We start from the raw sequence: 24,239 nt of genomic DNA on the forward strand, positions 1-24,239 counted from the left end.
CGCATCCAAGGACCCGCCCCGACCTGGAACGGCCACTTCCCACGGCCTATCGCGGGAACTCCGCGCAGGTGGCGAAGCGCGCTGGATCCGGCAGGCAGCGGCTGTCCTGGCACGTCAGCCCTTCCCCACACGCGGGCCCGCCGACGCCACAGGCCGCCACGCAGGCCATGAGGTCGCCGGGCACGTCCTCGCATTGCGTGGACGGGGCGCACTGCCAGGTGCCCTCGCACGTGGCACAGGCGGCCCCGGGGCCTTCGCAGCGCTGACCCCGGCAGGCGAGCGGCGCGGCGCACTGCGAGTCATCCACGCACCCCACGCACCGGCCGTTGGGCGCGCAATGGCTGTCATCATCACAGCCGGTCTCCGCGCAGCCCCTCTGGCCCCAGGCCTCCTCCGGAATCAGCTCCAGCTTCAAGGGCTTCTGTTCGCCGGGACCCACGCAGCCCTGGCCGACCGCGGTGGTGAAGTCGGGCGCGGAGACGCGCACGTCGTAGCAGCCGTCCGGCAGCGGCCCCACGCGGCGCTTGCCGCCATTGTCGAGCGGCAGCGCTTCGTAGGGCGTGCCCGCGACGGACAGCCGGGCCTCGATGACCTTGATGCTGCCCCGCGACTTCACCTTCACGGAGAGCATACCGGCCGGCTGGGGCGCGACGTCCGCCACCTCCACGGACTGGCCGCCCTGCACGGTGAGGGGCACGCGCGCGGCCTTGGTGGCCGTGGCGACGATGAAGAGCTCCCCCGGGCCCGCAGGTGCATCCTTCAGCGTGAACTGGCCGTCCGGCTCCACGGTGGCGCGCAGGCCGGGCGCGCCCACCAGGGACACCAGCGCGACGGCCGGGTCGAACTCCGTGAGCCGGCCGTGCACGGTGCCCACGCGGAACGGCGTGTTGTCCAGGTTGCCGCAGGCGCCCAGGCCCAACGCGAGCACGGGGCAGGTGAGCTTCAGGAGCAAGAGTGCGCGACGCATCAGAAGCGGTACCCCACGCCGGCGCTTCCGCCGATGAAGCCCACGGCCTGTCCCTGTCCGTCCACCACCACGTACGTCAGCATCCCGTGGCCCTGCGCGGTCAATTCCAGACGTTCGCCCAGGCGATAGGCCAGTCCGCCCACCACACCCGGGCTGACGGTGAAGTAGCGCTGGCCCCCAGAGAAGGCTTCCACTTCAAAGGACCTGCGAAGGTACAGCGCGGCCACACGCGGCCCCGCGAAGAGCGTCAGCCGCTCCCAGCGCCAGAGGTACGGCACCGCCACGCCCAGCGTGAGCGTGGTGTAGCCGAAGGGCACCTCGCTGCCGGGGGCCATCTGGAGCGTTTGCCGGCCCCGGCCCAGGCTTGCGTCCACCATCAGCCCCAGGTCCTGGAGCGGTGCGTCCTCCAACCGGAGCACCACGCCCACCTGGGGCGCGGCGGGCAGCAGCTCGCGGCGGCTCTTGCCGTCGGCGAACGACACCATCCCACCCACCAGCGACAGCGCGCGGCGAGGCAGGGCGTCCGACAGCAGGCGCTCCAGGGGCAGCCGTTCGCCCCGGGCCAGGTCCACCTCGCGCCGCACGAGGACCTCCGAGCCCTTGGTGAGCTCCACCGTGCGCTTGCCCGGAATCACCGCGGTGCCTCCGGGCAATTCCAGGCGCGACTCGCCGTCCACCTTGAGCGTGAAGCCGTCCAGGCGCGGGTTGTAGGAGAACATCTCCGGCTGGCCCGTCCGGTCGATGCGGCCCGCGAGGATGACCGGATCCGCGCCCACCTCCAGGATCTCCGCCGACGGTCGCTGCCGGCCCTCGGTGAAGGCGAAGGTGCGGCGGCGCGAATAGTCGTGGGCCTCCGTGGCGGTGACGGCGCCATCCGCGTTGCGGTCCGCGGCGCCGCCCAGGCCTTCGATGAGGAAGTACGTGTAGATGTCGTTGCGCAGGCCCGCGTCCTCGCGCGCCGTCTCGCCCCAGTCGCTCGCGGCGAACACCATGGAGGCGCGCGAGGACTCTTCCAGGGGTCGGGCGTAGAAGCCGGACTTGATGCCGGCCAGCTCCACCTCCAGCTCGCGGGGCAGAAGCGACTTGCCGCTGCCGCTGTGGCAGGTGGCCAACACCAGCAGTCGTCTGCGGCTGGGCAGTTGTTCGAACTGGGCCTTCAGCGCGTCCATGGAGAGCGCCGTCTGGGGGATGGCGCGAAACGCCGCATCGCGGGTGACGAGGTAGCGGGTGAGCTCCCCCCGGCCGTCGCGCGCGAGCGTGCCGTGCGCGGACAGGTACACCAGCACCACGTCATCGGGACGGGTGGCTTCGCGCCGCAACTGGCCCAGCGCCGCGAGGATGGCCTCCTTCGTCGTCTCCTCCGGACGGGTGAGGACGCGCACCTGATCGAAGTGGCCGCGCGTGGGATCCTTCAGCACGCGCGCCAGGTCGGTGGCGTCCTTGGCGGAGAAGCGCAGGGCGCGCCACTGCGGGTCGTCGAACGACGACACGCCCACGAGCAGCGCGAAGCGCCGGGGCGTGTACGCGCGCGACAGGTCCGCCGCGTCGAGCCGCAGCGGCACGAGCCCTCCCTTGTCCCCGGCCATGGCGGAAGGACCCGCGCAGGCGGTGAGGGTGGCGAACAGAAGGAGGAGGAGGCACCTCACGGTTGGCGCGAAGTCTGTCCTGACTGGACGCGCACGTCGAACCGCGCGACCGTTCCCGGGCGTGAATCCTCCGCCGCGTCCGTTCCCAGGGCCGTGAGCGCGTCCGCTTCCGAAGGGGGCTCCCAGGACGTGAAGGCCACCAGCATGAGGGACAGCGGGCCCTCGTCCGCTTCCAGGCTCACCCCTGCGAGCCCCTCCGGACCCTCCAGGTCGTGCGTGCCCGCCTGAAGGGGGAAGTGCCCCAGCAGCTCCGGCGGCTGGCCCGGCCGCTGCTGGTAGAGCAGCGCGGTACCGGATTCCGTGGCGTGGTAGCGCACGAGCAGCACCTCCTGCTTCGTGACGTCGGCGCCGGCATCCAGCCTGCGCAGCCCGCCGTCCAGGCCCCGGGCCACCACCGCCAGCTCCAGCGAGAGGCGACCTGTGCCCTTGAGGCCCTCCTCCTGGAAGGGTGCCGGACCCTGGACCGGGCCCTTCACGAGGGGCACCAGCACCACCAGCAGCACGGAGGCCGCGAGCGCTCCGGCCATCCACCCCCAGTACCTGCCCGGCGGCGCGGCGAAGCGCCGGGGCGGGGCAGGGCGGCGCAGGGGAACGACCTTCGATGCGTCGGCCTCCACTGTTTTCGCGGGGGCGAGCTGGAGGAGCACGGCATCCACGCGCCCGTCGAGCGGGTCCGTGTGGTTGGCGAGGAAGGCCTCGCAGAGCTCGCACGGCGAGGCCAGGTGTTCACGAAACCAGGCGACCGCGACCGGGTCCCGGTTCGCGAGGTCGCGCATCACGGCGGCATCCAGGTGTCTCATGTCTCAATCCCACCGTCCGGCGAGCACCCGTTGGAGGAGCTCCCGCTTGATGCGCCCTCGAAACCGCTCCAACCGCATCGTGATGGTGCTCTTGCCCACGCCCAACTGTTCAGCGATCTCCCGCGCGGACAACTGCCCCTCCAGATAGAAGAGCTGCACGGTCTTCTTCTCCTCGCCCTCGGGCAGCTCGGAGATGAGCTGCCGCACCACCGCGATGTCCCGCTCCACCTGGAGCGCCGGGGGCAGGGCCGGCACGGTTTCCGGTTCGGGATCCGCCAGCGCTTCTTCCATCCGCCGCAGGGCCGTGCGGCGCTCCAACTTCGTTCGCGCCCGGTTGCGCGCGATGGTCAGCAGCCAGGGCGTGAAGGCCCCGGCCTCCTTCAACCGGGGCAGCCCCCGGAACGCGCGGACGTAGGACTCCTGGAGGACGTCCTCCACCTCATCCGCATCCAATGTGCCGAAACCCGCGACCAGGCGTGCGACCAGGGGCCGCGTGCGGCGGTAAAGTTCACCGAAGGCGGACTCCTCCCCCTGCGTCGCCCGCCGAACCTCGTCCGCGAATGCGTCCGTCTCACCCACCTGTGTGAAAGACCCCCGTCGTGGCGAATCGGCCACAGGCCTTGATTCTGGAGCGGGCTACCATGGGCGGCCTCACCACCCACAGGAGGCTTTCACATGAGGCACGTGTTCGTTGCATTCGCGGCGATGGGCTTGCTTGCGACCGGATGTGGTTCGTCGGCGGGCAGCGAGGATTCCATGTCGGACACGGGGTCGGTGAAGCAGGAGATCACCCCCTGTCTGGCCAACTGCTACGCGGGCTGTACCGGGGGCACCGTGCCCGTGAACCAGTGCAAGGCGGAGTGCCGCGCGGAGTGCGCGGGCTCCTAAAGCCACCCGCGCCCGGGCGCGCTCGTGGCCCCCGGGCCCTGAAGCGCGAAGGCCCCTGGACGACACCGTCCGGGGGCCTTCTTCGTTCAACGCGGAGGTGTGGGACTTCAGCTCGCGAGCTTCGCCTTGAGCGTGATGTTCACGCCGGCGAGCGCCTTGGAGACGGGGCAGTTCTTCTTGGTCTCCTCGGCGATCTGCTGGAACCGGGCGTCATCGGTGCCCGGGACGGAGACCTCGGTGCTCAGCGCGATGGTGGTGATGGCGAAGCCTTCGCCCTGCTTGTCCAACTGCACGTCCGCGTTCGTCTTGATGCTGGTGGGCTTGAGGCCCGCCTTCTCCAGCCCCAGCGACAGGGCCATGGAGAAGCACCCGGAGAGCGCCGCGCCAATCAGCTCCTCGGGGTTGCTTCCCTGCTGACCTTCGAAGCGGGTACCGAGCGAGAAGGGGACTTCGGAGGCGTGGCCGGGCTTCATCGAACCCTTGCCGTCCTTCAGGCCACCGGTCCACTGCGCACTGCCCTTGCTGATTCCCATGGCGTTCGTCTCCTGGAAGAGGATCGCGGCAACCTACCGCGTCTGTATTTCCTGCCGCGCCGCAAGGTAGGGCGCGGGTCCCTGGCTGACAATTCCTGGCAGCACCCGACATCGGGTCGTCAACCCTTCGGGCGACAAGGTTTTCGAGACGGGGCTTGCGTGGTTCGCATCACTCTGCCGGACTGCGGGCGCGAGGCATTGTTGCCTCCATCACCTGGAGTCTCCCGCATGCGAAACATGATTCGCGCCCTGGTCCTGATGAGCGTCACCGTGGGCATCCTGTCGGCCTGTGGCCCCGCGTCGGAAGTGGATGAGGCGCCCGCCGCCGCCATCAGTGTGGACGCGCAGGTCGAGCAGGAGATTGGTGACACGCCGAACTGTGGACTGGATGGCCAGCTCCAGTCGCAGATCATCTGGGCCGCTGCCTGCAAGGCGTGTACGGAGGTGGGGGGTGACGGAAGCTGGCCCCGGGGCGCCTACGGCCGTCCGGGCAACCTCCACCAGCGCTGCTGCTGGGGCTCCTCGTGCCAGGGCTGGAAGCTGATCCGCCCGGTCTGCGAGACCTGCGAGTTGAACTGACGTGTTGTCGACGGGGGGCCGCGGCGTCGTGCCGCGGCCTCCTGTGCCTTCAGCGCCTGGCGGACACCTTCCACAGCGTGTTGCTGGCGTCGTCCGCGACCAGCAGCGCGCCGTCTGGCAGCACCGTGATGCCCACCGGGCGGCCGTGCACCTGGGCCTGGGCCGCGTCGGCGATGAAGCCGGTGAGGAAGTCCTCCGGCGGACCCGAGGGCTGGCCGTCCTGGAACGGCACGAAGACGACCTTGTAACCGGACAGCTCCGCGCGGTTCCACGAGCCGTGCTGTCCGATGAACGCACCGCCCTGGTACTTCTTCGGGAACGCCTGGCCTTCGTAGAACGCCAGCCCCAGCGACGCGGTGTGCGCGCCCAGGGGCACGTCCGGCACCCGCGTCTTCGCCACCAGGTCCGGCCGCTGACCGGACATGCGGGGATCCTCGTTCGCGCCGAAGTACGCGAAGGGCCAGCCGTAGAAGCCGCCGTCCTCCACGTGCGTGAGGTAGTCCGGCACCAGGTCCTCGCCCAGGTTGTCGCGCTCGTTCACCACCGTCCACAGCGCCCGGGTCCCCGGCGCCCAGCCCATGCCCACGGGGTTGCGCAGGCCGCTCGCGTAGATGCGCTCCCCGGTGCCGTCCGGGTTGAGCTCCAGGATGTTCGCGCGGCGCTCCTCTTCCTTGAGGCCGTGCTCGGCCACGTTGCTCGCCGAACCCACGGACACATAGAGCTTGGTGCCATCCGCGTTGGCCAGTAGGTTGCGCGTCCAGTGGTTGTTGTAGCCGCCCGCCGGCAGCTCCAGCAGCTTCGTGCCCTGGGCCTCGAGCTTCGTCGCCCCGGCGATGTACGGGTAGCGCCAGACGCCATCCGTGTTGGCCACGTAGAACTGGTCGCTCAGCAGCAGCATGCCCAGCGGCTGCTTCAGGTCCTCCAGGAAGACGTCGCGCGTTTCGGGCGTGCCGTCATGGTCGGCGTCGCGCAGGAGGGTGATGCGGTTGGCGCTGTTGCCCAGGTTCTGCGAGCGCACCTTGCCGGACTCGATGGCTTCCTTCTTGTCCTGCTCGTCCTTGAACTCGGAGCTGGCCTCGGCGACGAGCACGTCCCCGTTGGGCAGCACGTACGTCCAGCGCGGGTTGCGCAGGTCGCCCGCGAAGCGCGTCACGTCGAAGCCCGCGGGGGCCACGGGGCGCTTGCCCTCCGGCCAGCCGACGACCGAGCTGTAGCGCTTCACATCGAAGCTGGGATCCGGCGCGGGCAGGGCCTGTGCCTGTCCCGGGGCGGACGGGGACGGCGGAGGGGAGCGGTGCGCGCAGGCCGTCAGGAGCAGCGCGGCCGCCATGCAGGGCGGGCCTCGGAAGAATGGGGGCATGGGCTTCTTCCTCTAGGGAGAAGCCTCCCTCCCAGGCGATGACTGGATGCGGGGCGCCGCGCCCGGGTGTTGAGTTGTGGGAAGCCCGGGCATCTGCTGCTCAGCGCAGGACATGTGGCCCCGCTCGGGCGTGGCTCACGAGGCCTCGTGCTCCCGTGAGGGAATCTCTCCGGTCTCCGCCAGGCTCTTGAACCGGCGCAGGGCCTTCAGCGACTGCAGGGCCGGGATGCCGCTCAGTCGCTTCGCCAGGGCCTCGGCGAGCACTCCGCCCGGGGGCAGCAGCTCCAGGTGCAGCGTCACCTCCGTGCCCCCGTCCGTCGGGGCGGGCCGGAAGCGCACCCAGCCCTGGGTCGCCAGCGCGTTGCCATGCGTGGACTCCCAGCGGATGAACTCCGGCGGCCGGTCCTCCACGATGCGGGAGTCCCATTCCAGCGTGCGGCCCAGCGGTCCGTGCAGCTTCCAGTGCAGGCTGTCTTCGCCGGTCCGCGTGACTTCCGCGAAGTGGCCCATGATGCGGCCCAGCGTCTCCGGCATGCGCCACAGGCGGTACAACAGCTCCGCGGGCTGGCCCACCGTGAGGGTTCGTTCCACCTGGATGGCGCGGGCGGCCGGTGCATCCTCGGACGGTGATGCGTGGCGTATCAGCCGGTCACCGGCCGCGGGGCTTCGCCGCCGGGAGTGGAGCCCCTGGTAGAGCAGGGCGCCGCTGGCCAGGGCCACCACCGTGCCACCGAAGGACCGGCGTCTCAGTCCCAGTGACACGAGCGTGCCGGCGACCACCGTCGAAGCCGCTCGGCCCCAGTGGCCCGGAAGGAGGTCCTCCCGGGAGAGGGTGGCTTGGGGTCCGAGGTCCCGTGGGGCCTCTGTTCGTGAAATCCGCATGGGGTCCTCCCGCCCGGGCGCGCGTGGGGTGTGGCACGTTCGCCGGGCTCTTCCGGGGACGCTTGGGGCCGGGAGGTCCCAGGACAACTGGACGGGTGCGAGGGCCGCTGGAACTGGCTGCCCGGCGTGCTTCAGCGCGAGGGCGAAGCGGCTGGCGTGGCCGGCGTGCGCACGTGCTCGGGCCGGAAGCCCATGCCCACGATGCGCGCGGGGACGCGGCGCAGGGCGGGCACATGTTGGACGAGCCACAAGGGCAGGGGCAGCCCCTTGCGCGTCGACGGGGTTTGCAGCGCGGGGCCCAGCACGCGGTCCTGGATGAACACCTGGGCGCTCTGCGTGAGGCGCGTGGGCAGCTCCCGCCGCTGCTGGACCCGGCGCAGGTCCTGGGGTGTCACGCGGCCCTGGAGCAGGGGGGCGGCGAGCAGGTTGGCGGCGGCCACGGCGTCCTGCACGGCGAGGTTGATGCCCACGCCGCCCACGGGAGACATCGCATGCGCCGCGTCCCCGATGCACAGCAGGCCGGGCTGGTACCAGGTGCGCAGCCGGTCCACGCGCACGGTCAGCAGCTTCACGTCGTCCCAGCTTGAAATCTCATGGGCCCGGTCGGCCATGAAGGGGGCCAGTTGCGCGAAGTCGTTCTGGAAGGCCTCCAGGCCGCGCTGGCGCAGGCCTTCGAAGGCACCCTTGGCGATGACCCGGCCGCACTGCCACTGGTCGCCGCGGTTGATGAGGATGAAGATCTGACCGCGCTCGAAGCGGCCCATGGGTTGCGATGGGTCTCCCGGTTTGCGCGACACGCGGAACCAGAGCACGTCCATGGGCGCGCCCAGTTCGTCCACTTGCAGGCCGGAGTGCTTGCGCACGGTGGACGTGCGCCCGTCGGCGGCGACGACGAGCGGGGCGCGCACCTCCAGGGGGCCTTCGGGGGTCCGTGCCTGGACGCCGACCACCTGCCCCTTGTCGCGCAGCAGGTCCGTCACCTCCGTGCGCCGGTGCAGGTGGAAGCCCGGCCAGGCGGAGGCCTTGCGCGCGAGGAAGTCGAGCAGGTCCCACTGGGGCATGAACGCGATGTAGCGCGCGTGCGTGGGCAGGTGGCTGAAGTCTCCCACCTGCACGTCATGGGTGCCGTTCTGGAAGCGCAGCTCGGAGGCCTTGGTGTGGGGCAGGGCGAGCAGTTCCTCCAGCCATCCCAGCTCATGCATCAGCTCCAGGGTGGATGGGTGGATGGTGTCGCCGCGGAAGTCGCGCAGGAAGTCCGGGTGCTTCTCCAACACCGTGACGTCCACTCCGGCGCGCGAGAGCAACAGGCCCAGCATCATCCCCGCCGGGCCTCCTCCCGCGATGCAGCACTGCGTGGTGATGGTTCGCGCGGCCATGGTGTTCCCCCTGCCTGGAGTGAAGCGGGCAGGTGAATCCTAACCGCGTTCACATGCGCAAGGCGCGCGCGACGCGGATGGACAGTCAATCAGTAAAGGCCTTCCAGGAAATTGTGTATGCTACCCGCTCGCGTTGCCCCTTGAGAGCGGGTGCTCCCGTGCGCGCTCAGCGATGGCTGGCAGCGCGTCACCGTGCCTTGCGCACGAGGAGGCCCACCATGAAGCATGTTGTCGCGATGGTCGTTGGATGTGTGCTGTTTCTTGCGTGTGGTGTGCCCCAGGAGGAAGCGGCGTTGGAGTCCCTGGGCAGTCAGTCGTCCGCGTTGTGCAACACGTCGACCCCGTGCGCATACGGCCCGCCCCTCCAGTGCTCGGGCAACCTCTGTAGTTCCGTTTCGGGTGCCTCGGTCACCTGTGATGGCGTCACCGTCAACTGTGGAAGCGCCCCCGCGAGCGGATGTGTCATCAATGGCGTTGCGTACCCGGACGGTTCGGAAAACCCATCCAACTCCTGCCAGTGGTGCTACGCCAACATCAGCAATACGTCCTGGACCAACGCCGCGGACGGAGAGATCTCCACGTCCGTGTGCAAGAGGACTGGCACTTGGGGCTCCTGTGGGCTCAATGAGTGCCGGGGGTGGCCTTGTGATCCGGACGGAGCCGGAGAGGAATGCGTGGCAAGCTGCCGGAACGGTCAAACTGCCTGCGGCTTCGGTACCAACACCGGTAGCTGAGACCGACCCGGCGCCGCCAGGGGCCCGTGGGCTGTCCAACAACCCAGGCAGGCTGATTCCCTGACGCCGAACAATCGCTGCTCATGACATGTCCGGCAGAAGTCCCTTTGCCGGAATGTCTCTGCTGCTGACAGTGGTGGAGCTCATCAAGGTCGCTGGGCGCAAGGCGGTGGCCCTGCCCGCGGACATCCGCACCGAGGCCGCCTGCCGCAAGCTCGTTACCGACGCCGTGAGCAAGCTCGGGGGCCTGGACATCCCAACAACGCCGGTCGCCAGCAGAGCCAGGACTCCATCCTGGACATCACGACCGAGCCGTTCGACGCGACCGTGAAGACGAACCTCTACGCGATGTTCTGGATCACCAAGGCGGCCGTGCCGCACCTCGAGCCCGGGTCCGCCATCATCAACACCACGTCGGTGAACGCCTACGAACCGTCGGAGAACCTGCTCGACTACGCGATGACCAAGGGAGGGAGTACGATCTTCACCCAGGGGCTCGCCAAGCAACTGGCCAGGCAGGGCATCCGGGTGAATGGCGTCGCGCCGGCCCCCTCCTGGACGCCCAGTCCGGCCAGGACACGCCCATGGGCCGCCCCGGCCAGCCGGTGGAGATCGCCTCCGTCTACGTGGAGCTCGCGAGCGCCGAGGCGAGCTACACCACCGGGCAGATCCACGGGGCCTCGGGCGGTCGCGGGAACCCCTGACGACGGCCCCCGCTTTTCTGCCGGGCCTGGCGAATCAGGTCACATCGGGTCCACGGCACGTTAGGCTGTGGACCGCCGCTGTCCGGCGCCAGGAGACGCACCATGCCCAAGGGTCAAGAGAAGGCGAAGAAGGACAACAAGCCGAAGCTGTCCACGAAGGAGAAGCAGGAGAAGAAGAAGAAGGCCAAGGAAGAGAAGAAGAAGTAGCCCTGGCCCCGTGTCCCTGCGCGCCTCGCCGCACGACGGCAGCGCGTCAGGGGACGCAGCCGGGCTCGGCTGGACTCCAGTTCGAGCGGGAGTCCAGCGTCAGTTCCTGCCCCGCCACGGTGCCCGTCACGCCCCGGGCGGTGAGCCGGAACTCCTGCGCTGGCATCTCGCCCCAGACCTCGGCGCGGTAGATGAAGCGGCAGCCTGCGGTCCATGCGGCGTCGGGTACTGGCGCGCGGGAGCCGTCGAGGCAGGGCTCCGGGGAGAAGCCCACCGTGTCGGCCCGCTCCGAGTAGCGGTCGCGCTCCCCGAAATACGCCTTCTGGGCCGTGAAGAGCCCGCGCAGGTTGAGGGTCCCCTCGCACAGGGGCGCTGGCAGGGGCGCGCCCTCCGGCCTTCGCACGCCATGGCATTCCTCCAGGACCAGCTCGGGAGGCCACACGCGCAGGGGCTTCCCGCCCACGAAGCCATCCGTCATGGAGTACGTCAGCCCTTCGGCGATGCCGCCCACCCCCACCGCGCGCACGCTGTACGTGGTGTCGTCGGGCAGCGTGCCCGCCACCCTGACCGCGTAGCGGAAGTGGCATCCCGCGAGCCAGCCCGCGTCCGGGGTGGAGACCCGGCTCCCATCCGCACAGGCCGCGGGGACGGGGAGCAGGGCGAGGTCCTCCGTCCAACGGTCCTTCTCGCCAAAGAAGTTCCGTTGCCCCTCCATCACGCCGCGAAAGCCGAGGAGCGCCTCGCATCGCAGGCGCTCGTGCAGCTCCCGTGCGGTGCTGCTCGTCGCGGACGTCGCCGGGGCCGGTGCTTGGGGCCGCACCAGAGCAGGAGCGGGCCGCGAGGGCGTGGGGGACGCCGGCGCCAGGGGCTTCTCCGGACGCTCACAGCCGCCCAGCATGACGAGCGAGGACCCGATGACCGCGGCCCGGTAGGAAAGGCGTTTCACTCAGGACTCCTCGGGCTCAGGGATTGGCTTTGGATGGCACCCGGCACGCGGCATGGCCGAGGATGACGTCGCCGTCGACGGTGCTCGTCGGCGTGGGCGTCCAGCCGGCGGCGAGCCGGGCGTCCAGGATTTCATCGGCCTTCGGTTGGTGGTCCCACACGGAGACCGCGTTCACGCCGCCCAGTCACGTGGTGTCGAAGACGAGGTAGCGCTCGCCTTCCCAGTGCACCACCACGTCGTGGGTGAACTCGTCCTGCACCACCACCGCCGCCACGTCGCGCGGCGGCGTCCGGGCAAACCCCCAGCGCACCACGTCCTGGAGCAGCGTCAGCGGCCCAAGCTCCCGCTCCAACTGCGCGCGCTGGACGGGCAAGAGCCCGGAGTGGTCGGTCAGGGGCACCATGTCCGCAGCATACCCCTGGTGGACTAGGGGCTGTCCCTGATCTCCGGTCCGGAAATTCAACCTGGCGGATCGAACATCGGGGTTGGACCCGGCTTCGGGGGCAGCAGGAGGTTGCCAACCAGCGTCAGGCATGAGCAACGCGGGCTGTGCGCCGACATGAACTGAGCGATGCCGAGTGGAGCCGCATCGAGCCCCTGCTGGGCTCCCGCAGCGGCCCGCCCTCGAAGCGTGGGGACCGTGACTTCATCAACGCCGTCATCTGGCGCGTGAAGACGGGGGTGCAGTGGCGGGACCTGCCCGAGAGGTTCGGCCACTGGAAGACCGTCTACAACCGCTTCCGCCGCTGGGCGAAAACCGGGCGCTGGGAAGCCATCTTCAAAGCGCTGCGGCTCGACGTGAATGAGCTCGGCTCTCTGGCTGACGCCTCCGTCGTCCGGGCGCATCAGGACGCCTCGGGCGGAAAAGGGGGGCCCGAAGCAATGCTCTGGGGCGTTCTCGAGGGGGTTTTTCAACTGGAGTTACCCCAGTCAAATCGGACATCCTCTCGTGCAATGCCGCCGACCTCGCCGAGCGCGGCGTCATCGCGGTCAACCCGGTGAGCGGCTGGTGGAAGGACCAGCCTAAGCGCGAACGCAGCGAGCACGGCGTGTGCTACGCGCTGGTGGTCTTTATCGAGACGCCCGGCGTCGACACCGACATCTGGACGCCGGTCGCCACCCAGGTCGGCCTGCCGGTCGCCATTGAACCGTAACCTCGCGTCTTTGCTCGCGCGGATGCTGTCGCGCGCCTGAACACGTGTTGAGCCTGAGCGAAAAATCGTCTAAGCAGCGCGTGGCTCATATGGTCGAGAGGAGCGTGTCGTGTAAGGCTCCAACATGCCGCCCGGTCGCCCAGCTCGCTTGTCTCGCCGCTTTCTCCGAGTTCTGCCTATCGACGATTTGCGGCGAATCGTCGATCACTATGGTCTCCCGCGCGCTCGGACGCACGAGCAGATGGTCGTAGCGGCGATGACGCGTGTGGGACCCGATCTCACGAACTTGGTCAGCCACTCGGGGCCATTGACGTTGGCTGACTGGAACTTGGTCGCGACGAATCTCGGAGGTCAGGCGCGGCGCTCTTTCGAAGACCTGCAAGCCGAGTTGGCGTTTCGTCTCGATCCCGTCGCACAGGAGTTCGATCTCGACCAGACGGTGTCCGAGGTGCGCGAGGATGCCCGCGCTGTTCGTCGTTTGGCGACCCTGCTCAGGACTGATCCGAACTCGCTCCAAGCGCAGTTGCAGGCGACGCACGGGCGCACCTTGCTCGGAAACTACGTGAGCCAGCTCCGCTCCGAGAGCGCGACGGCGCTGGATAAGGAGGATGATGACGAGGAGGTTGGTGTAGACGTGGCGGAGAAGTCGCCCGGTCGTGCCGATCGCGCAGCACGCGACGACGCCTCGCCCGCGATGAGTCTCGGCGAACTGCTGCGACCGGCGCTGGCGGTCGTCGACGCCAGCTCGGGTTGGCCAACCAAGGGAACGCTCACCGTCGACAGTCAGACCTTCGACGTAGCCATCTATGCGCGCCGCATCGGCGGGAGTGCTCGGGGTCGCCACCTCGAACGCCGTTTCCAGAACCCGGCCCAGGGCACACCGATCATCGACGACCCGAACCGCCACGAGTTGCTGCTTGGTATCTGGCAGGAGCAGGGCCCCGGGCGGACCGTCATCGTCGCCTTCGATCCCTACCGCCGCATGGGTCGGACGACCCGGTTCTCGATGTTCATGCCTCTGTCGCTGCTCGAAGAGGCCGCCGACACCGGGTTCGCCACGCACGACAATACGTCGGGCGAGACGTTGTACGCGTTCCGGCCGGAGAACATCGACCGCTATGTGCAGGCGATGATTTCGGAAGGCATCTGGACGACGAGCAAGGCGAAGGCCGCCGAACACCAGGCCACGCCAACAACGACGACCGCCGCCACATGGTCGGTCGCCCATTCGAGTCAGCTCAACATCCGCCCACAGGTGGGGATGTACGCCGCGTTCGCGCGTCTCAACTACAAGCCTTGGTTCGCCCTTGCCGAGTTCATCGACAACTCGATCCAGAGCTTCCTCTCGAACAAACAGCGCCTCGCCGACGCCGGCCACGCAGGCCCGCTCGTGATCGACGTGAACATCGACGACAACGAGATCGCGATCACCGACCGCGCAGGTGGCATCGCCTGGGTGGACTTCCCGCGGGCCTTCTCACCGGCAACGCCACCTACCGATGCCACCGGCCTCAGCGAGTTCGGCCTTGGCATGAAGGCGGCAGCCTGCTGGTTTGCGAAGAAGTGGACCGTTCGCACCTCCGCGCTTGGTGAGCCGGTTCAGCGCACCGTGATCTTCAACATCCCGGCGATCATGCGCTCTGGGGCTGAGGTGCTCCCGATCGAGACGACCACGGCGAGAGAGAGCGACCACTTCACCGTCGTCACGCTCACTGACCTCAGGGTGCGCCCAAAGGGCCGCACCCTGGCGAAGATCAAAGATCACCTGCAGAGCATCTACCGCGTCCTCATAAACGAAGGCATCGTCAAGCTCCGTGTCACGACTGCGGGCAGCGTCGAAGAACTCTCCTACGACCCACCGAAACTGCTCGACGCCCCGTACTACAAGACTCGCAACGCGAGTTCGCGGCTCTGGCGCCAGACGTTCGACGTGGACTTCGGCGACCGTAAAGTCACGGGCTGGGTCGGCATCCTCGAGAAGGGTAGCCACGTCCACGCCGGCTTCAGCGTTTTCCGCCGACGTCGGCTCATCGAGGGCAGTGTTGGAGAAGCCTACAAGCCGTCCGCTCTTTTCGGCACTCCCAATAGCTTCGCGTCACAGCGTGTGATCGGCGAGATGTTCGTCGAGGGCTTCGACGTCTCGCACACGAAAGATGGCATCCAGTGGGGAGGCTACGAGGACGAACTCCTCGACAAGATTTGGCGACAGATCAACTCGCCTGACTGCCCGTTGCTCGACCAGGCCAACGGATACCGCGCGCGGAAGACGGCAGACCAACTTCCGAAGGACTTTGGCGCGAACGCGCTCGCAGATGCCTTCGAGGCCATCGCCGACGCCGGTACGAGCAAGGCCATCAGCGAAGTTGCCGCCACGCCTCCCGCCGCCGAGGTTGATCAGGCGTCGCCGTCGCCCGAGCCCAAGGCGGTGCTTCAGCAGCGCGAACACGTCCTCGTGCTGCCGTGGGAGGGCTCATCCATCAGGGTTGTGCTCCAACTCGTCCAGGACCAAGCGGCCGACTTCTTCGTCGCGGCCATCGAAAAGAGCGTAACTAGTGAGGAGGTTCTCACCGTTCGGCTCAATCTCGACCACCGATTCAGCATCGCGTTCATCAACGACAACGAGCAGGCGCTGCAGCCGATCCTGCGCATCTTGGCCGCCCTTGCGCTGTCGGAGCGCATGGCTCGCAAGAGCGGCATCAGCCATACCAGCATCGTGCGCAGCGGCGCGAACAAGATCCTCAACGCGCTCTCGGTGGAGCATTCCTAGTTCATGACAACGACCTTCGACGAAGCCCGTGTGATTGCCCCTGCCGGTAGTGAATGGTCGCCCGTGATCGGCGAGACCACGATCAGCCTCGGGCAGTATCTGGAGAGGATTGGCAAGCTCAAGACCCCTGAGGCCGTCACGCGGGTGCGCGACGACGCCCTGGCAATCGTGCGGAACTGCCGCCCGTTCACCAGCGCCACCGACGATACCCGAACGGGTCTCGCCATCGGCTACGTCCAAAGTGGCAAGACGATGTCGATGACCACGGTCAGCGCCCTCGCGCGAGACAACGGCTGCCGTATCATCATCCTGTTGGCCGGCGTGACGACCAACCTCCTGCAGCAGAACGCTGATCGATTTCAGAAGGACCTCCGCGAAGCGTCGGGGCGGCCATCCGCGTGGCGCATCCTTAACTCGGCCAAGGGGTTCGGCGAGCATGCGGTCAGAGATCTCCAGCGTGCTGCCGAGGACTGGCGCGATGGCTCGTTTCGGGAGGACGACAAGAAGACCCTGCTCTACTTGGTCCTGAAGAACCACGCCCACCTCGACGGACTCGCCTCGCTCCTCAGCAAGGTCGACTTGCGCGGCATCCCGGCGCTGATTCTCGATGATGAGGCGGATCAGGCAGGCCTCAATACGAAGCCGAACGCCGCCGAGGCATCAACCACCTACAAGCGCATCGCACGGGTTCGCGCGGCACTCCCAAACCACACCTACCTCCAGTACACGGCGACGCCGCAGGCACCGCTGCTGATTGCGCTGGATGACATGCTCTCCCCCGCATTCGCCGAACTCGTGCGCCCTGGCGATGGCTACACCGGCGGGCAGACGTTCTTTGGCGTCGACGCCAACCCCGCGCTCGTTCACGCCATCCCAGCTCACGACTTGGACGTCAGCGCAACTGAAGAACCGCCCGAAACGCTGCTCAGCGCGATGCGCGTCTTCTTTGTCGGCGCCGCCGTGGGAGGCCTTCGGAACCAGCCTCGTCCGATCTCGATGCTGATCCACCCGAGCCAGCGCCAGGACGACCACAAGCGCTACTTGGCGTGGGTGCAGGCGATCATCGGGAGGTGGACCACCGGCTTGCGGAGCCAAGACAGCGATGAGCGCACCGATACGCTCGCTGAGTTTCGCCCGGCCTACGATGAATTGCGCGCGATGGATTCAACGCTGCCCACCTTCGACGAGCTGGTCGTGCAGCTCCGGCGCTGCGTGAGCGACGTCCACCTGAGCGAGGTCAACTCGAGCAACGGCAACGACCAGGTCGATTGGGACAATGCCGAGACCCACATTCTTGTCGGTGGCGAAAAGCTCAACCGCGGTTTCACCGTCGAGGGGCTGACGGTCACGTACATGCCGCGCAGCGCGGGTGACTGGAACGCCGATACCATCCAACAGCGCGCCCGCTTCTTTGGCTACAAGCAGGCGTACCTCTCACTCTGCAGACTGTACCTGCACCCTGATGTCATTCACGCCTACCGGTCGTATGTTCGCCATGAGGAGGATGTGCGAACCCAGCTCGCGCAACATCGTGGTCGGCCGCTGCGGGAATGGCGACGAGCCTTCTTCCTCGACTCGCAGCTCAAGCCGACCCGCAAGAACGTCCTCGCCGACCCCTACTATCGGATCTCGGCCGACCATGAGTGGTTCTTGCAAGAGCAACCTCACCTTGATCCAGAGGCCTCCGCTCGCAACGGTGTGATGCTTCGGGAATTCGAAGCGGGCCTTGCCTTCGAGGCCGACGAGGCGTTCTTCAAACACCGGGTTGCGACGGCTCTGCTTGTTCCACTGTTCCGCGATGTGCTCCTCGCCTATCAGGTTCGCGGCGGCGACGTCGCGGACTGGTACGGGCAGCTCGTCACGCTGCGCGACATCTTGGACGACAACCCGGAAGCGCAGGTCCTGGTCATGCAGATGGACGCAGGCCATCCCCGTGTGCGAAGCGTGGATCCGAGAGCCGGTGCCATCAAGCTCCACCAGGGCCGGTCGTCAGCCACGGGCGAGGGGAAGTATCCCGGCGACGCGAAGATGCATGACACGACGTTCGTCACGCTCCAGATTCATTGGCTTCAGATTTCAAAGGTTCCCGACCTCAAGAGCCCGGTGCCGGCGATCGCCGTCCATATCCACACCAGGCTCCGCAAGGACGACGTCATCGCGCAGGGGCACTGATGGACCTCTGGAGCACATATCGCGCACTACCACGCCCCTCGCCTGAGGCTGCGTACACGATCGCGCATGGTGCCGGAGCGCTTCGCCTCGCGCGCAGTTCGGCCAATCAGCCGGCGCTCCTAATTGCGACCACTGGGAGCGGGCTAACCCCGCGACGGCTGGCGAACCTCACCTTCTCACCTCCGCTAGAGATGATTGTCGCCCGCGCCGATGGCGCTTCCGAACACGCGCGTTTCGCGGTACTCGTCTGCACCGCCGACGATGCCGAACTAGAGCGCTACTTCTGTCGGGTGGTCGGAGTATTCTTCGGCAACGTGGGCGACGGTTCCATCACTGCGCCTTCTGCTGAGGAAGTGGAGCGGACGCTCGACGGAATCACCACGCTGTTTAGCGCTTTGAACCGAGCGCCAAGGCAGTCGGTCCAAGGACTCTGGGCCGAACTCGCGATCATCGCGTGGGCCCGTGTACCAGAGGCTGCCATCTCGGCTTGGCACTCGGAACCAACCGAACTTCACGACTTCGCGATCGGATCACATCGGCTCGAGATCAAGTCCACGCTGACCAAGCTGCGCGAGCACCACTTCCAGCTCGACCAACTGAGCACTGCGATCACGGGCGAGACGGTCATCGCCTCGCTCATACTGCAGCAGACTCCGCACGGGGTGAGCGTGTTCGACCTCGTCGAACAGATTGGAATTCGAGTCGGTGACGAGGCTACCGCCCGGCTGGAGACCATCATCGCCGACTCTTTGGGGCGCGACTGGCCGGGTGCCGACGCCGATGACGTGCGCTTCGACCTCAATGCCACGAGACAGACCCTAAAATTGTATCGCGCCGTAGACGTTCCGACCGTGCCGCAACCGCTACCTGCAGGGATCAAGCGGGTGCAGTTCGTCGCTGACCTCTCGAACGCACACGAGTTGCCCCTCGACCAGGCCCGCGCACTCGCTCCGCTGTACGCCGACCTTTTGCCAGAGCTATTCGTAGGAGTACCCGCATGACCAAGCCCAAAGTCATCAGCCTGTTCTCGGGTGCCGGTGGTCTGGACTACGGCTTCGAGGCCGCCGGATTCGAGACCGCAGTCGCGCTGGAGATGGACCACGCGTGCTGCGAGACGCTGCGTGAAAATCGTCCGTCGTTGACCGTCATGGAGAGCGACATCCTGAAGGTCCGCGGCAAAGACGTGCTCAAGGCTGCCGGCCTGAAGATTGGCGAGGCGGATGTTCTGATCGGCGGGCCGCCGTGCCAACCCTTTTCGAAGGCGGGCTACTGGGCGCGAGGCGACGCTCTCCGGCTGAGCGACCCGCGTGCAGCAACACTCGCTGCCTACCTGCGCATGCTGGAGGAGACCAAGCCACGCGCGTTCCTGCTCGAGAACGTCGAAGGCCTCGCCTACCGGGGCAAAGATGAAGGACTGCGCCTGATCCTCGACGAGATCGAGGCGATCAATGGCCGCATCGGCACCAAGTACCGACCGGTGTTCCAAGTCGTCAACGCCGCGAGCTACGGCGTGCCGCAGCTTCGAAAACGCCTCATCATGGTTGGTGCGCGCGACGGCAAGATATTCAACGTCCCATCGCCAACCCATCGAGTCTCGGTCACCGAATCCGATCCTGTAGATGTGCATCTCGCGCCGCCGCACACCGCTTGGGATGCGCTTGGCGATCTCGTCCTTGCTCCCGAAGAAGACGTCGCCGCCACAGGGCACTGGGCCGACCTGTTGCCGTCGATCCCGGAGGGGTCAAACTACCTCTGGCACACTGACCGTGGTGGCGGCGTCCCCCTGTTCGGTTGGCGTCGCCGGTACTGGTCCTTCCTACTGAAGCTCGCGAAGAACCTGCCGTCGTGGACTGTTCAGGCACAGCCCGGCCCGGCTATCGGTCCGTTCCACTGGGACAACCGGCGCCTCTCGATGCGAGAACTCTGCCGGATTCAGACCTTCCCCGACGACGTCGTGGTACGCGGCAGCCGTCACGTGGTTCAGAAGCAGATCGGTAACGCCGTGCCCTCATTGCTGGCCGAGGTGTTTGCCCGGGCAATTGGCGCCCAACTTCTCGGCATGCGGTCTTCGGAGAAGCCGCTGCTGATGCCCCCGAGGCGAGAACCATCAGAAGCATCGCGACCTACGCGTCGGATTCCAGCGAAGTACAAGGTGCTGGTGGGCAATGACTCTGCTCACCCAGGGCCCGGTCAAGGTCGTGGCGCCCTTGAAGCACGCGGCGCTCGTCAGCCCTCTCTGCCAACGTGAGTGAGACAGTTCGTACCCGGTAGTTTAGTGTGCAGGGCGAGCCAAGCAGGGACGATGAATCCGGTGGTGAAAGAAGCTCGGGTTGGGGAGACCGAGGTGGTGGAGAAGGCGAAGCGTCGTCGCTTCACGGCGGAGGACAAGCGGCGCATCCTCGAGGATGCGGACCGGTGCACGAAGCCCGGTGAGGTGGGGCGCTGCTGCGTCTTGAGGGGTTGTACTCCTCGCTCTTGAGCGTGTGGCGACGACCGATTGAGAGCGCCGTGAGGTCGGAGGACTGGCGGCCCTGGCGCCCTCCAAGCGAGGCCCCCCGGCGAAGGTGGCCGAGCCAGGGGCCCGGAGAATCGCCGAATTGGAGAAGGAGCTGGCCCGCTCCCAGGCGCGGCTCAAACGCGCCGAGGCTCTACTGGAGTTCCAAAAAAAGTATCGGAAATCCTGGGAGTGGAACTGCCCAAGCAAGACGAGGAGCCCTGATGGACGCGGCACGCGAGGCCGTGGACGCGCTGGGAATCGCCGGTGTGCCAGGTGCTGGGCCTGCCGCGAGCCACCTTCTACGTCGGACTGCGGCCGAAGCAGGGGCCGGCCCGTGGACGCCGTCAGCCCCAGGCCTTGTCCCCCCAAGCCGCGGGCCGAGGTGCTCACCGTGCTGCATGAGCCGAGATTTGTGGATGCAGCGCCTGCGGAAGCCTACGCGCCACTGCTCGATGAAGGGCGCTACTGTGGCCACCGTCCTCGCCGCCTTCGCTGCGCACCCCGAGCGCTTCTCCCACGGCCCGCCGAAGGCCCAGGCCCTTCCGAACGCCGTCTGGATCAACAACCCCGCGCCGCACCCCACCTCACAGAGAGCTGCGCACTAATCTCTCCGTTTCACTGTCTCATTCACGTTGACAGGCTCCGCAGTCTCGTCATTGCGCGTCGGTCAGTTCGCCCCGGCTCATGCTCTCTCAACGCCGGGCGCCCTCGACCTATTTGCGGGCACGCTCTAACGGCCCAGCACGTCCAGCAGGATGACGTAGTGCAGGGCCGCCGCGGCGATGACCATCACGTGGAAGAGTTCGTGGTAGCCGAAGAACGCGGGCCTCGGGTCCGGCCACCGGCGCGCGTACACCACGGCGCCCACGGCGTAGAGCACGCCCTCGAAGATGAGCCAGCGGACCCGCACAGGCCCGATGACCCCCGACAGCCGCAGCATCACCGGCGTCGAAACGAGCCCCAGCGCGACGTAGAGCGCGGAGCGCAACCCCCGCGACGTGGAGATGCCCAGGAGCGTGAGCGTCGCGCCCGTGAGCGCCGCGCCCCACATCACCCAGAGCGACTGCCGGCTCCAGCCCCCCGCCAGGTCCAGCGTGGCCAGGGGCGTGAAGCTCCCCGCGATGAGGATGTAGATGGCCGCGTGGTCCAAGCGCCCCAGGCGCTGGTAGGTCGCGGGCGTCCAGGTGGGCCAGTGGTAGGTGCCACTCACGCCGAACATCAGGACCATGCTGAAGCCGAACGTCAGGTTGGCCCCGTACTGCACGCCCTGCACGGGGGCCCGCGCCATCTGGAGGCACGCCACCAGCGCCGCGATGAACGCGAGCATGTGTGACACGCCTCGCAGCCGGGGCTTCAACTCGTCCATGGGCTGCTCCTACTCCGGGCAGGTCATGGTTTCGTCAGCGAGCGGGTGAGCGCTTGCATCAGGGCGTCCAGGGGTGGGCACCCCCGCGCCCGGGTCCGTCCGATATCCGGCACACCCCGGCCTCGTGCCCGCCCTGACGTCAGGCGGCCTCCGGCTGCTGTTCGTCCAGCGTGCCGGACTTGAGCGCCTGGCTGGCGATCCCCGACATGCTCTCCGCCAGCGTCTGGACGGAGCGGGTGACGGTCTGCGTCTCCTCGACGACCTTCAGCGTGCGCCGCATCTGGCCGGACAGCTCCTGGATGGCCTGGGCAATCTGGTAGGTGCCCGTGTCCTGCTGGGCCACGGCTTCGGTGATCTGCCGCACGCTGCCGCTGGTGTCGCCGATGATGCCCGTGAGCTTCTGGAGCTGCGAGCCGGAGGTGCGCACCGCGTTCAGGCTGACCTGGACGCGCTGTTCGCCCTGCTCGCTCATCTTCGCCGTCTCCCGCATGGTCGCGCTCACGCCGTCGAGCACGTCGCGGATGCGCTGGGTGGCGCGGATGGACTGATCCGCCAGGCTGCGCATCTCCTTCGCCACCACGCTGAAGCCCTTGCCGCTGTCGCCGTTGCGCACCGCTTCGATGGCGGCGTTGATGGCCAGCATGTTGGATTGATCCGCCAGCGTCTTCACGTCGTCCACGATGCCGGACACCTCGCGCGTGCGCTGATCGAGCGCGAGGATGCGCGCGGCCATCTCCGACACCTCGGTGCGGATGGCCGCGAGGTCCAACAGCGTGCGGTCGATGGCCGCGCCACCTTCGCGTCCCACCCGCTCCGCGCTCTCCGCCGAGGCCGCGAGCAGGCGGGCCTTGTCGGCCGTCAGGTGCGAGCCCTGACGGATCTCCTGGACCGTCTGCTCCAGCTCCTGGAGCGCGGAGGCCTGACGGCTGATGCCTGCGGTCTGCTCCTCGCTGGTGGTGCGAAGCTGCTGCACGACGGCGGCGAGCTCATTCGCGCCATGGCCCATGCTCTGGGCCAGGGCCCGCACCTCCTTGCGCCGGGCATCCAGCAGCCGGGCGTGCTCCGCCAGCGAGCGCACCACCAGCGAGGAGCGGCGCGCCACGATGCCCACGAGCGACAGCGTGAGCGCGAGGAAGCCCCAGTGCACCTGGCTGTCGGTGGGCTCCATCAGCCCGAGCGTGGGCAGCGTGCTCAGCAGGAGGACGAAGGTGAGGACGCAGAGGCCGGCGACGAAGATGCGCGCATCCACGTCGCCCCGCCACGCCTGGACCGCCGCGACGCCGACGCAGAGCAGGAGGCCGGGGAGCGAATAGAGGATGAAGGCGGGCAGCAGCCGCCAGACGATGCCCAGGTCGATGAGCGCGAGCACGGCCTGGATGACGGCGGGAATCGTCACCACCGCCGCGAACCGGCGGAACCAGCGCAGCTTGTCCGGGCCCGCGGTGTCGGAGATGAACCACGCGAGTCCCGGGAGGACGGCGTAGGAGCCCAGCAGCGTGAGGACGCTGCCGCTGGCCTCCGACTTCCAGAGCGCGGTGGACAGGGTGCTGGCGCCCAGCAGGAGCATGCCCGAGCCCGAGGAGAAGACCGCGAGCGCGACGAGCAGCCGCTGCTGGCGGCGCAGGATGGCGGCGCCCAGGGACGTCAGGCCGATGGCCACCAGCAGCGTCCCCATGACGAAGGGCGCAAGGCCCCTGCGCGTCTCCGCCGCGAGCACCTCATGGAGCCCACCCACCCGGGCGTCGCGCGTGACGCCAATGGCCGGCCCGGTGCCCTGGATGCGCAGGAGCACATGCCGGCCCACGCTGGAGGGCGGCAGGGGCACCACGTGCCAGGCCATGTTCGCCATCGTCTCCTTCCCCTGGGGGGCCAGCTTCCCGCTCTTGTGGACGAGCTGCCCGCCGGCGTACGCCTCGAAGGCGTTGGCGACATTGCCGAGAAAGAGCGCTGGTTCGAGCCAGGGGCCCGCGGGCACCGGGATGCTCACCCAGAGCATCGTGCGGTCGCCCCGACCCGGCGGCTCCTTCAGCGCGGTCATGGGCTGCCAACCCTCCGTCGCTTCCGCCTGCGTCGCCCACGTGGGCACGCCGTCAGGCCCCAGCGGCGAATCCCCCCAGCGGAAGCGCCAGCCTTCGAGCGCGGGCACCGTCGTCGTCTGGGTCGGCTCCGCGTGCGCGGCGGGGGCCACCGCGAGGACCATAAGCAGCGCGGTGCCCAGGGCCGCCAGCCGTGAGACATTCGACGGCCGGATGTTCTTGTTGCGAGCGAACCCGCGATGGCGGTCGAGAACGAAAAGGCAGGATTGACCCATTTGAAACAGATGCTCTAGCGCCTGGGGGTCCTCTGTAAAATGGGTCCCTGATGCCTCGCCCGCCTTGCCTGCTGGCACGCCTCTCATGTCCCGAGGAGCAGCCCCTGGCGGGAGACAGCGGAGCAGGTCTGTAAAACATGTAACCGGCGTCTGGGTTTTTCATGTGACGCCTTGGCGTGAGGGTGTCTCACCGGGTTGTCTCACGCCGGCAATGGTTCTCTGACACGGCCGGTTCCCGGGCGTGCCCTGCGTCCAGGGGCGGTGGACCTGCTGCGTTGGGCGCGGGTGGCGCGAGCAGGGACGCGCAGGGGAGGAAGCAGGGGCTGTTGCTCCCCAGGCAACACCGCCGG

Annotated in this window: 22 protein-coding genes and 1 pseudogene; 10 read left to right on the forward strand and 13 right to left on the reverse strand. The window is 67.9% G+C overall.

The features are described from left to right. Positions 1–46: 46 nt before the first annotated feature. Genes D7V88_RS03200 through D7V88_RS03215 form a run of 4 tightly spaced genes read right to left on the reverse strand, consistent with a single transcriptional unit; the run spans position 47 to position 3,992 of the window. Positions 47–967 (reverse strand): carboxypeptidase regulatory-like domain-containing protein, encoded by a 921-nt coding sequence (locus D7V88_RS03200; RefSeq protein ID WP_120539102.1) that lies wholly within the window; start codon positions 965–967, stop codon positions 47–49. Beyond that, positions 967–2,613: a caspase family protein gene (locus D7V88_RS03205; protein ID WP_120539103.1), complete on the reverse strand. Its 1,647-nt coding sequence runs from the start codon at positions 2,611–2,613 to the stop codon at positions 967–969. The genes D7V88_RS03200 and D7V88_RS03205 overlap by 1 nt, the downstream gene beginning before the upstream one ends. Further along, positions 2,610–3,413, reverse strand: coding sequence for a hypothetical protein (locus D7V88_RS03210; RefSeq protein WP_120539104.1), 804 nt, complete (start codon positions 3,411–3,413; stop codon positions 2,610–2,612). Before D7V88_RS03210 ends, D7V88_RS03205 begins: the two co-directional genes overlap by 4 nt. A gap of 3 nt (positions 3,414–3,416) precedes the next feature. Then, positions 3,417–3,992 (reverse strand): RNA polymerase sigma factor, encoded by a 576-nt coding sequence (locus tag D7V88_RS03215; RefSeq protein ID WP_120539105.1) that lies wholly within the window; start codon positions 3,990–3,992, stop codon positions 3,417–3,419. A 96-nt stretch (positions 3,993–4,088) separates the two neighbouring features. On the opposite strand from D7V88_RS03215, the gene D7V88_RS03220 reads away from it, so the two are divergent. Continuing rightward, positions 4,089–4,301 carry a hypothetical protein gene (locus D7V88_RS03220; RefSeq protein ID WP_120539106.1) on the forward strand — a complete coding sequence of 71 codons (213 nt, stop codon included), beginning with the start codon at positions 4,089–4,091 and terminating at the stop codon, positions 4,299–4,301. 107 nt (positions 4,302–4,408) lie between these two features. Here D7V88_RS03220 and D7V88_RS03225 read toward each other — a convergent pair whose 3' ends face one another. After that, a complete protein-coding gene (locus D7V88_RS03225) occupies positions 4,409–4,834 on the reverse strand; it encodes an OsmC family protein (RefSeq protein ID WP_120539107.1) in 426 nt (141 codons plus the stop codon). 228 nt (positions 4,835–5,062) lie between these two features. Here D7V88_RS03225 and D7V88_RS03230 point away from each other — a divergent pair, with 228 nt between their 5' ends. Further along, positions 5,063–5,413, forward strand: a complete 351-nt coding sequence (locus D7V88_RS03230; RefSeq protein WP_120539108.1) for a hypothetical protein — start codon at positions 5,063–5,065, stop codon at positions 5,411–5,413. A gap of 49 nt (positions 5,414–5,462) precedes the next feature. On the opposite strand, the gene D7V88_RS03235 is transcribed toward D7V88_RS03230, so the two are convergent. From D7V88_RS03235 to D7V88_RS03245, 3 genes are all read right to left on the reverse strand, one after another. Continuing rightward, positions 5,463–6,773, reverse strand: coding sequence for a PQQ-dependent sugar dehydrogenase (locus D7V88_RS03235; RefSeq protein ID WP_208726082.1), 1,311 nt, complete (start codon positions 6,771–6,773; stop codon positions 5,463–5,465). A 135-nt stretch (positions 6,774–6,908) separates the two neighbouring features. Then, on the reverse strand, positions 6,909–7,553 hold the full coding sequence (locus D7V88_RS03240) for an SRPBCC family protein (protein WP_158624978.1): 645 nt from the start codon (positions 7,551–7,553) through the stop codon (positions 6,909–6,911). Between the two features lie 233 nt (positions 7,554–7,786). Then, positions 7,787–9,031, reverse strand: coding sequence for an FAD-dependent oxidoreductase (locus tag D7V88_RS03245; RefSeq protein WP_120539111.1), 1,245 nt, complete (start codon positions 9,029–9,031; stop codon positions 7,787–7,789). An 849-nt stretch (positions 9,032–9,880) separates the two neighbouring features. Between D7V88_RS03245 and D7V88_RS44205 the strand changes: the two genes are divergently transcribed. Together D7V88_RS44205 and D7V88_RS03250 are read left to right on the forward strand one after the other, a co-directional pair. After that, positions 9,881–10,096 (forward strand): hypothetical protein, encoded by a 216-nt coding sequence (locus D7V88_RS44205; RefSeq protein ID WP_244237948.1) that lies wholly within the window; start codon positions 9,881–9,883, stop codon positions 10,094–10,096. Further along, positions 10,066–10,469: pseudogene (locus D7V88_RS03250) on the forward strand (SDR family oxidoreductase). Before D7V88_RS44205 ends, D7V88_RS03250 begins: the two are co-directional and overlap by 31 nt. Positions 10,470–10,722: 253 nt before the next feature. On the opposite strand, the gene D7V88_RS03255 reads toward D7V88_RS03250, so the two are convergent. The 3 genes from D7V88_RS03255 to D7V88_RS03260 are packed head-to-tail and all read right to left on the reverse strand — an operon-like array spanning position 10,723 to position 12,025. Further along, a complete protein-coding gene (locus tag D7V88_RS03255) occupies positions 10,723–11,622 on the reverse strand; it encodes a hypothetical protein (RefSeq protein ID WP_120539112.1) in 900 nt (299 codons plus the stop codon). 16 nt (positions 11,623–11,638) lie between these two features. Further along, the gene (locus D7V88_RS42860) at positions 11,639–11,797 is read right to left on the reverse strand and encodes a hypothetical protein (RefSeq protein ID WP_158624979.1); all 159 of its coding nucleotides are present in this window, start codon (positions 11,795–11,797) and stop codon (positions 11,639–11,641) included. 9 nt (positions 11,798–11,806) lie between these two features. Continuing rightward, positions 11,807–12,025 carry a hypothetical protein gene (locus tag D7V88_RS03260; protein WP_120539113.1) on the reverse strand — a complete coding sequence of 73 codons (219 nt, stop codon included), beginning with the start codon at positions 12,023–12,025 and terminating at the stop codon, positions 11,807–11,809. Positions 12,026–12,171: 146 nt separating this feature from the next. Between D7V88_RS03260 and D7V88_RS03265 the strand changes: the two genes are divergently transcribed. The 6 genes from D7V88_RS03265 (at position 12,172) to D7V88_RS03285 (ending at position 19,963) form a co-directional block, all read left to right on the forward strand. Next, positions 12,172–12,624, forward strand: a complete 453-nt coding sequence (locus tag D7V88_RS03265; RefSeq protein WP_120539114.1) for an IS5 family transposase — start codon at positions 12,172–12,174, stop codon at positions 12,622–12,624. Then, a complete protein-coding gene (locus tag D7V88_RS43610) occupies positions 12,621–12,776 on the forward strand; it encodes a hypothetical protein (RefSeq protein ID WP_167509808.1) in 156 nt (51 codons plus the stop codon). Before D7V88_RS03265 ends, D7V88_RS43610 begins: the two co-directional genes overlap by 4 nt. A gap of 328 nt (positions 12,777–13,104) precedes the next feature. Further along, positions 13,105–15,543, forward strand: a complete 2,439-nt coding sequence (locus tag D7V88_RS03270) for an ATP-binding protein (RefSeq protein WP_244237949.1) — start codon at positions 13,105–13,107, stop codon at positions 15,541–15,543. A gap of 3 nt (positions 15,544–15,546) precedes the next feature. After that, a complete protein-coding gene (locus tag D7V88_RS03275) occupies positions 15,547–17,715 on the forward strand; it encodes a Z1 domain-containing protein (RefSeq protein WP_120539115.1) in 2,169 nt (722 codons plus the stop codon). Continuing rightward, positions 17,715–18,716 (forward strand): PD-(D/E)XK motif protein, encoded by a 1,002-nt coding sequence (locus tag D7V88_RS03280; protein WP_120539116.1) that lies wholly within the window; start codon positions 17,715–17,717, stop codon positions 18,714–18,716. The genes D7V88_RS03275 and D7V88_RS03280 overlap by 1 nt, the downstream gene beginning before the upstream one ends. Beyond that, positions 18,713–19,963 (forward strand): DNA cytosine methyltransferase, encoded by a 1,251-nt coding sequence (locus D7V88_RS03285; RefSeq protein ID WP_120539117.1) that lies wholly within the window; start codon positions 18,713–18,715, stop codon positions 19,961–19,963. Before D7V88_RS03280 ends, D7V88_RS03285 begins: the two co-directional genes overlap by 4 nt. A 979-nt stretch (positions 19,964–20,942) precedes the next feature. Here the strand turns inward: D7V88_RS03285 and trhA are convergent. After that, positions 20,943–21,578 carry a PAQR family membrane homeostasis protein TrhA gene (gene trhA, locus D7V88_RS03290; RefSeq protein ID WP_120539118.1) on the reverse strand — a complete coding sequence of 212 codons (636 nt, stop codon included), beginning with the start codon at positions 21,576–21,578 and terminating at the stop codon, positions 20,943–20,945. A 139-nt stretch (positions 21,579–21,717) separates the two neighbouring features. After that, complete coding sequence (locus tag D7V88_RS03295) at positions 21,718–23,889, reverse strand: methyl-accepting chemotaxis protein (protein WP_120539119.1); 2,172 nt, start codon at positions 23,887–23,889, stop codon at positions 21,718–21,720. Positions 23,890–24,239 lie beyond the last annotated feature (350 nt).

This window comes from Corallococcus terminator (assembly GCF_003611635.1).
In the GTDB taxonomy this organism is placed as follows: Bacteria; Myxococcota; Myxococcia; order Myxococcales; family Myxococcaceae; genus Corallococcus; species Corallococcus terminator.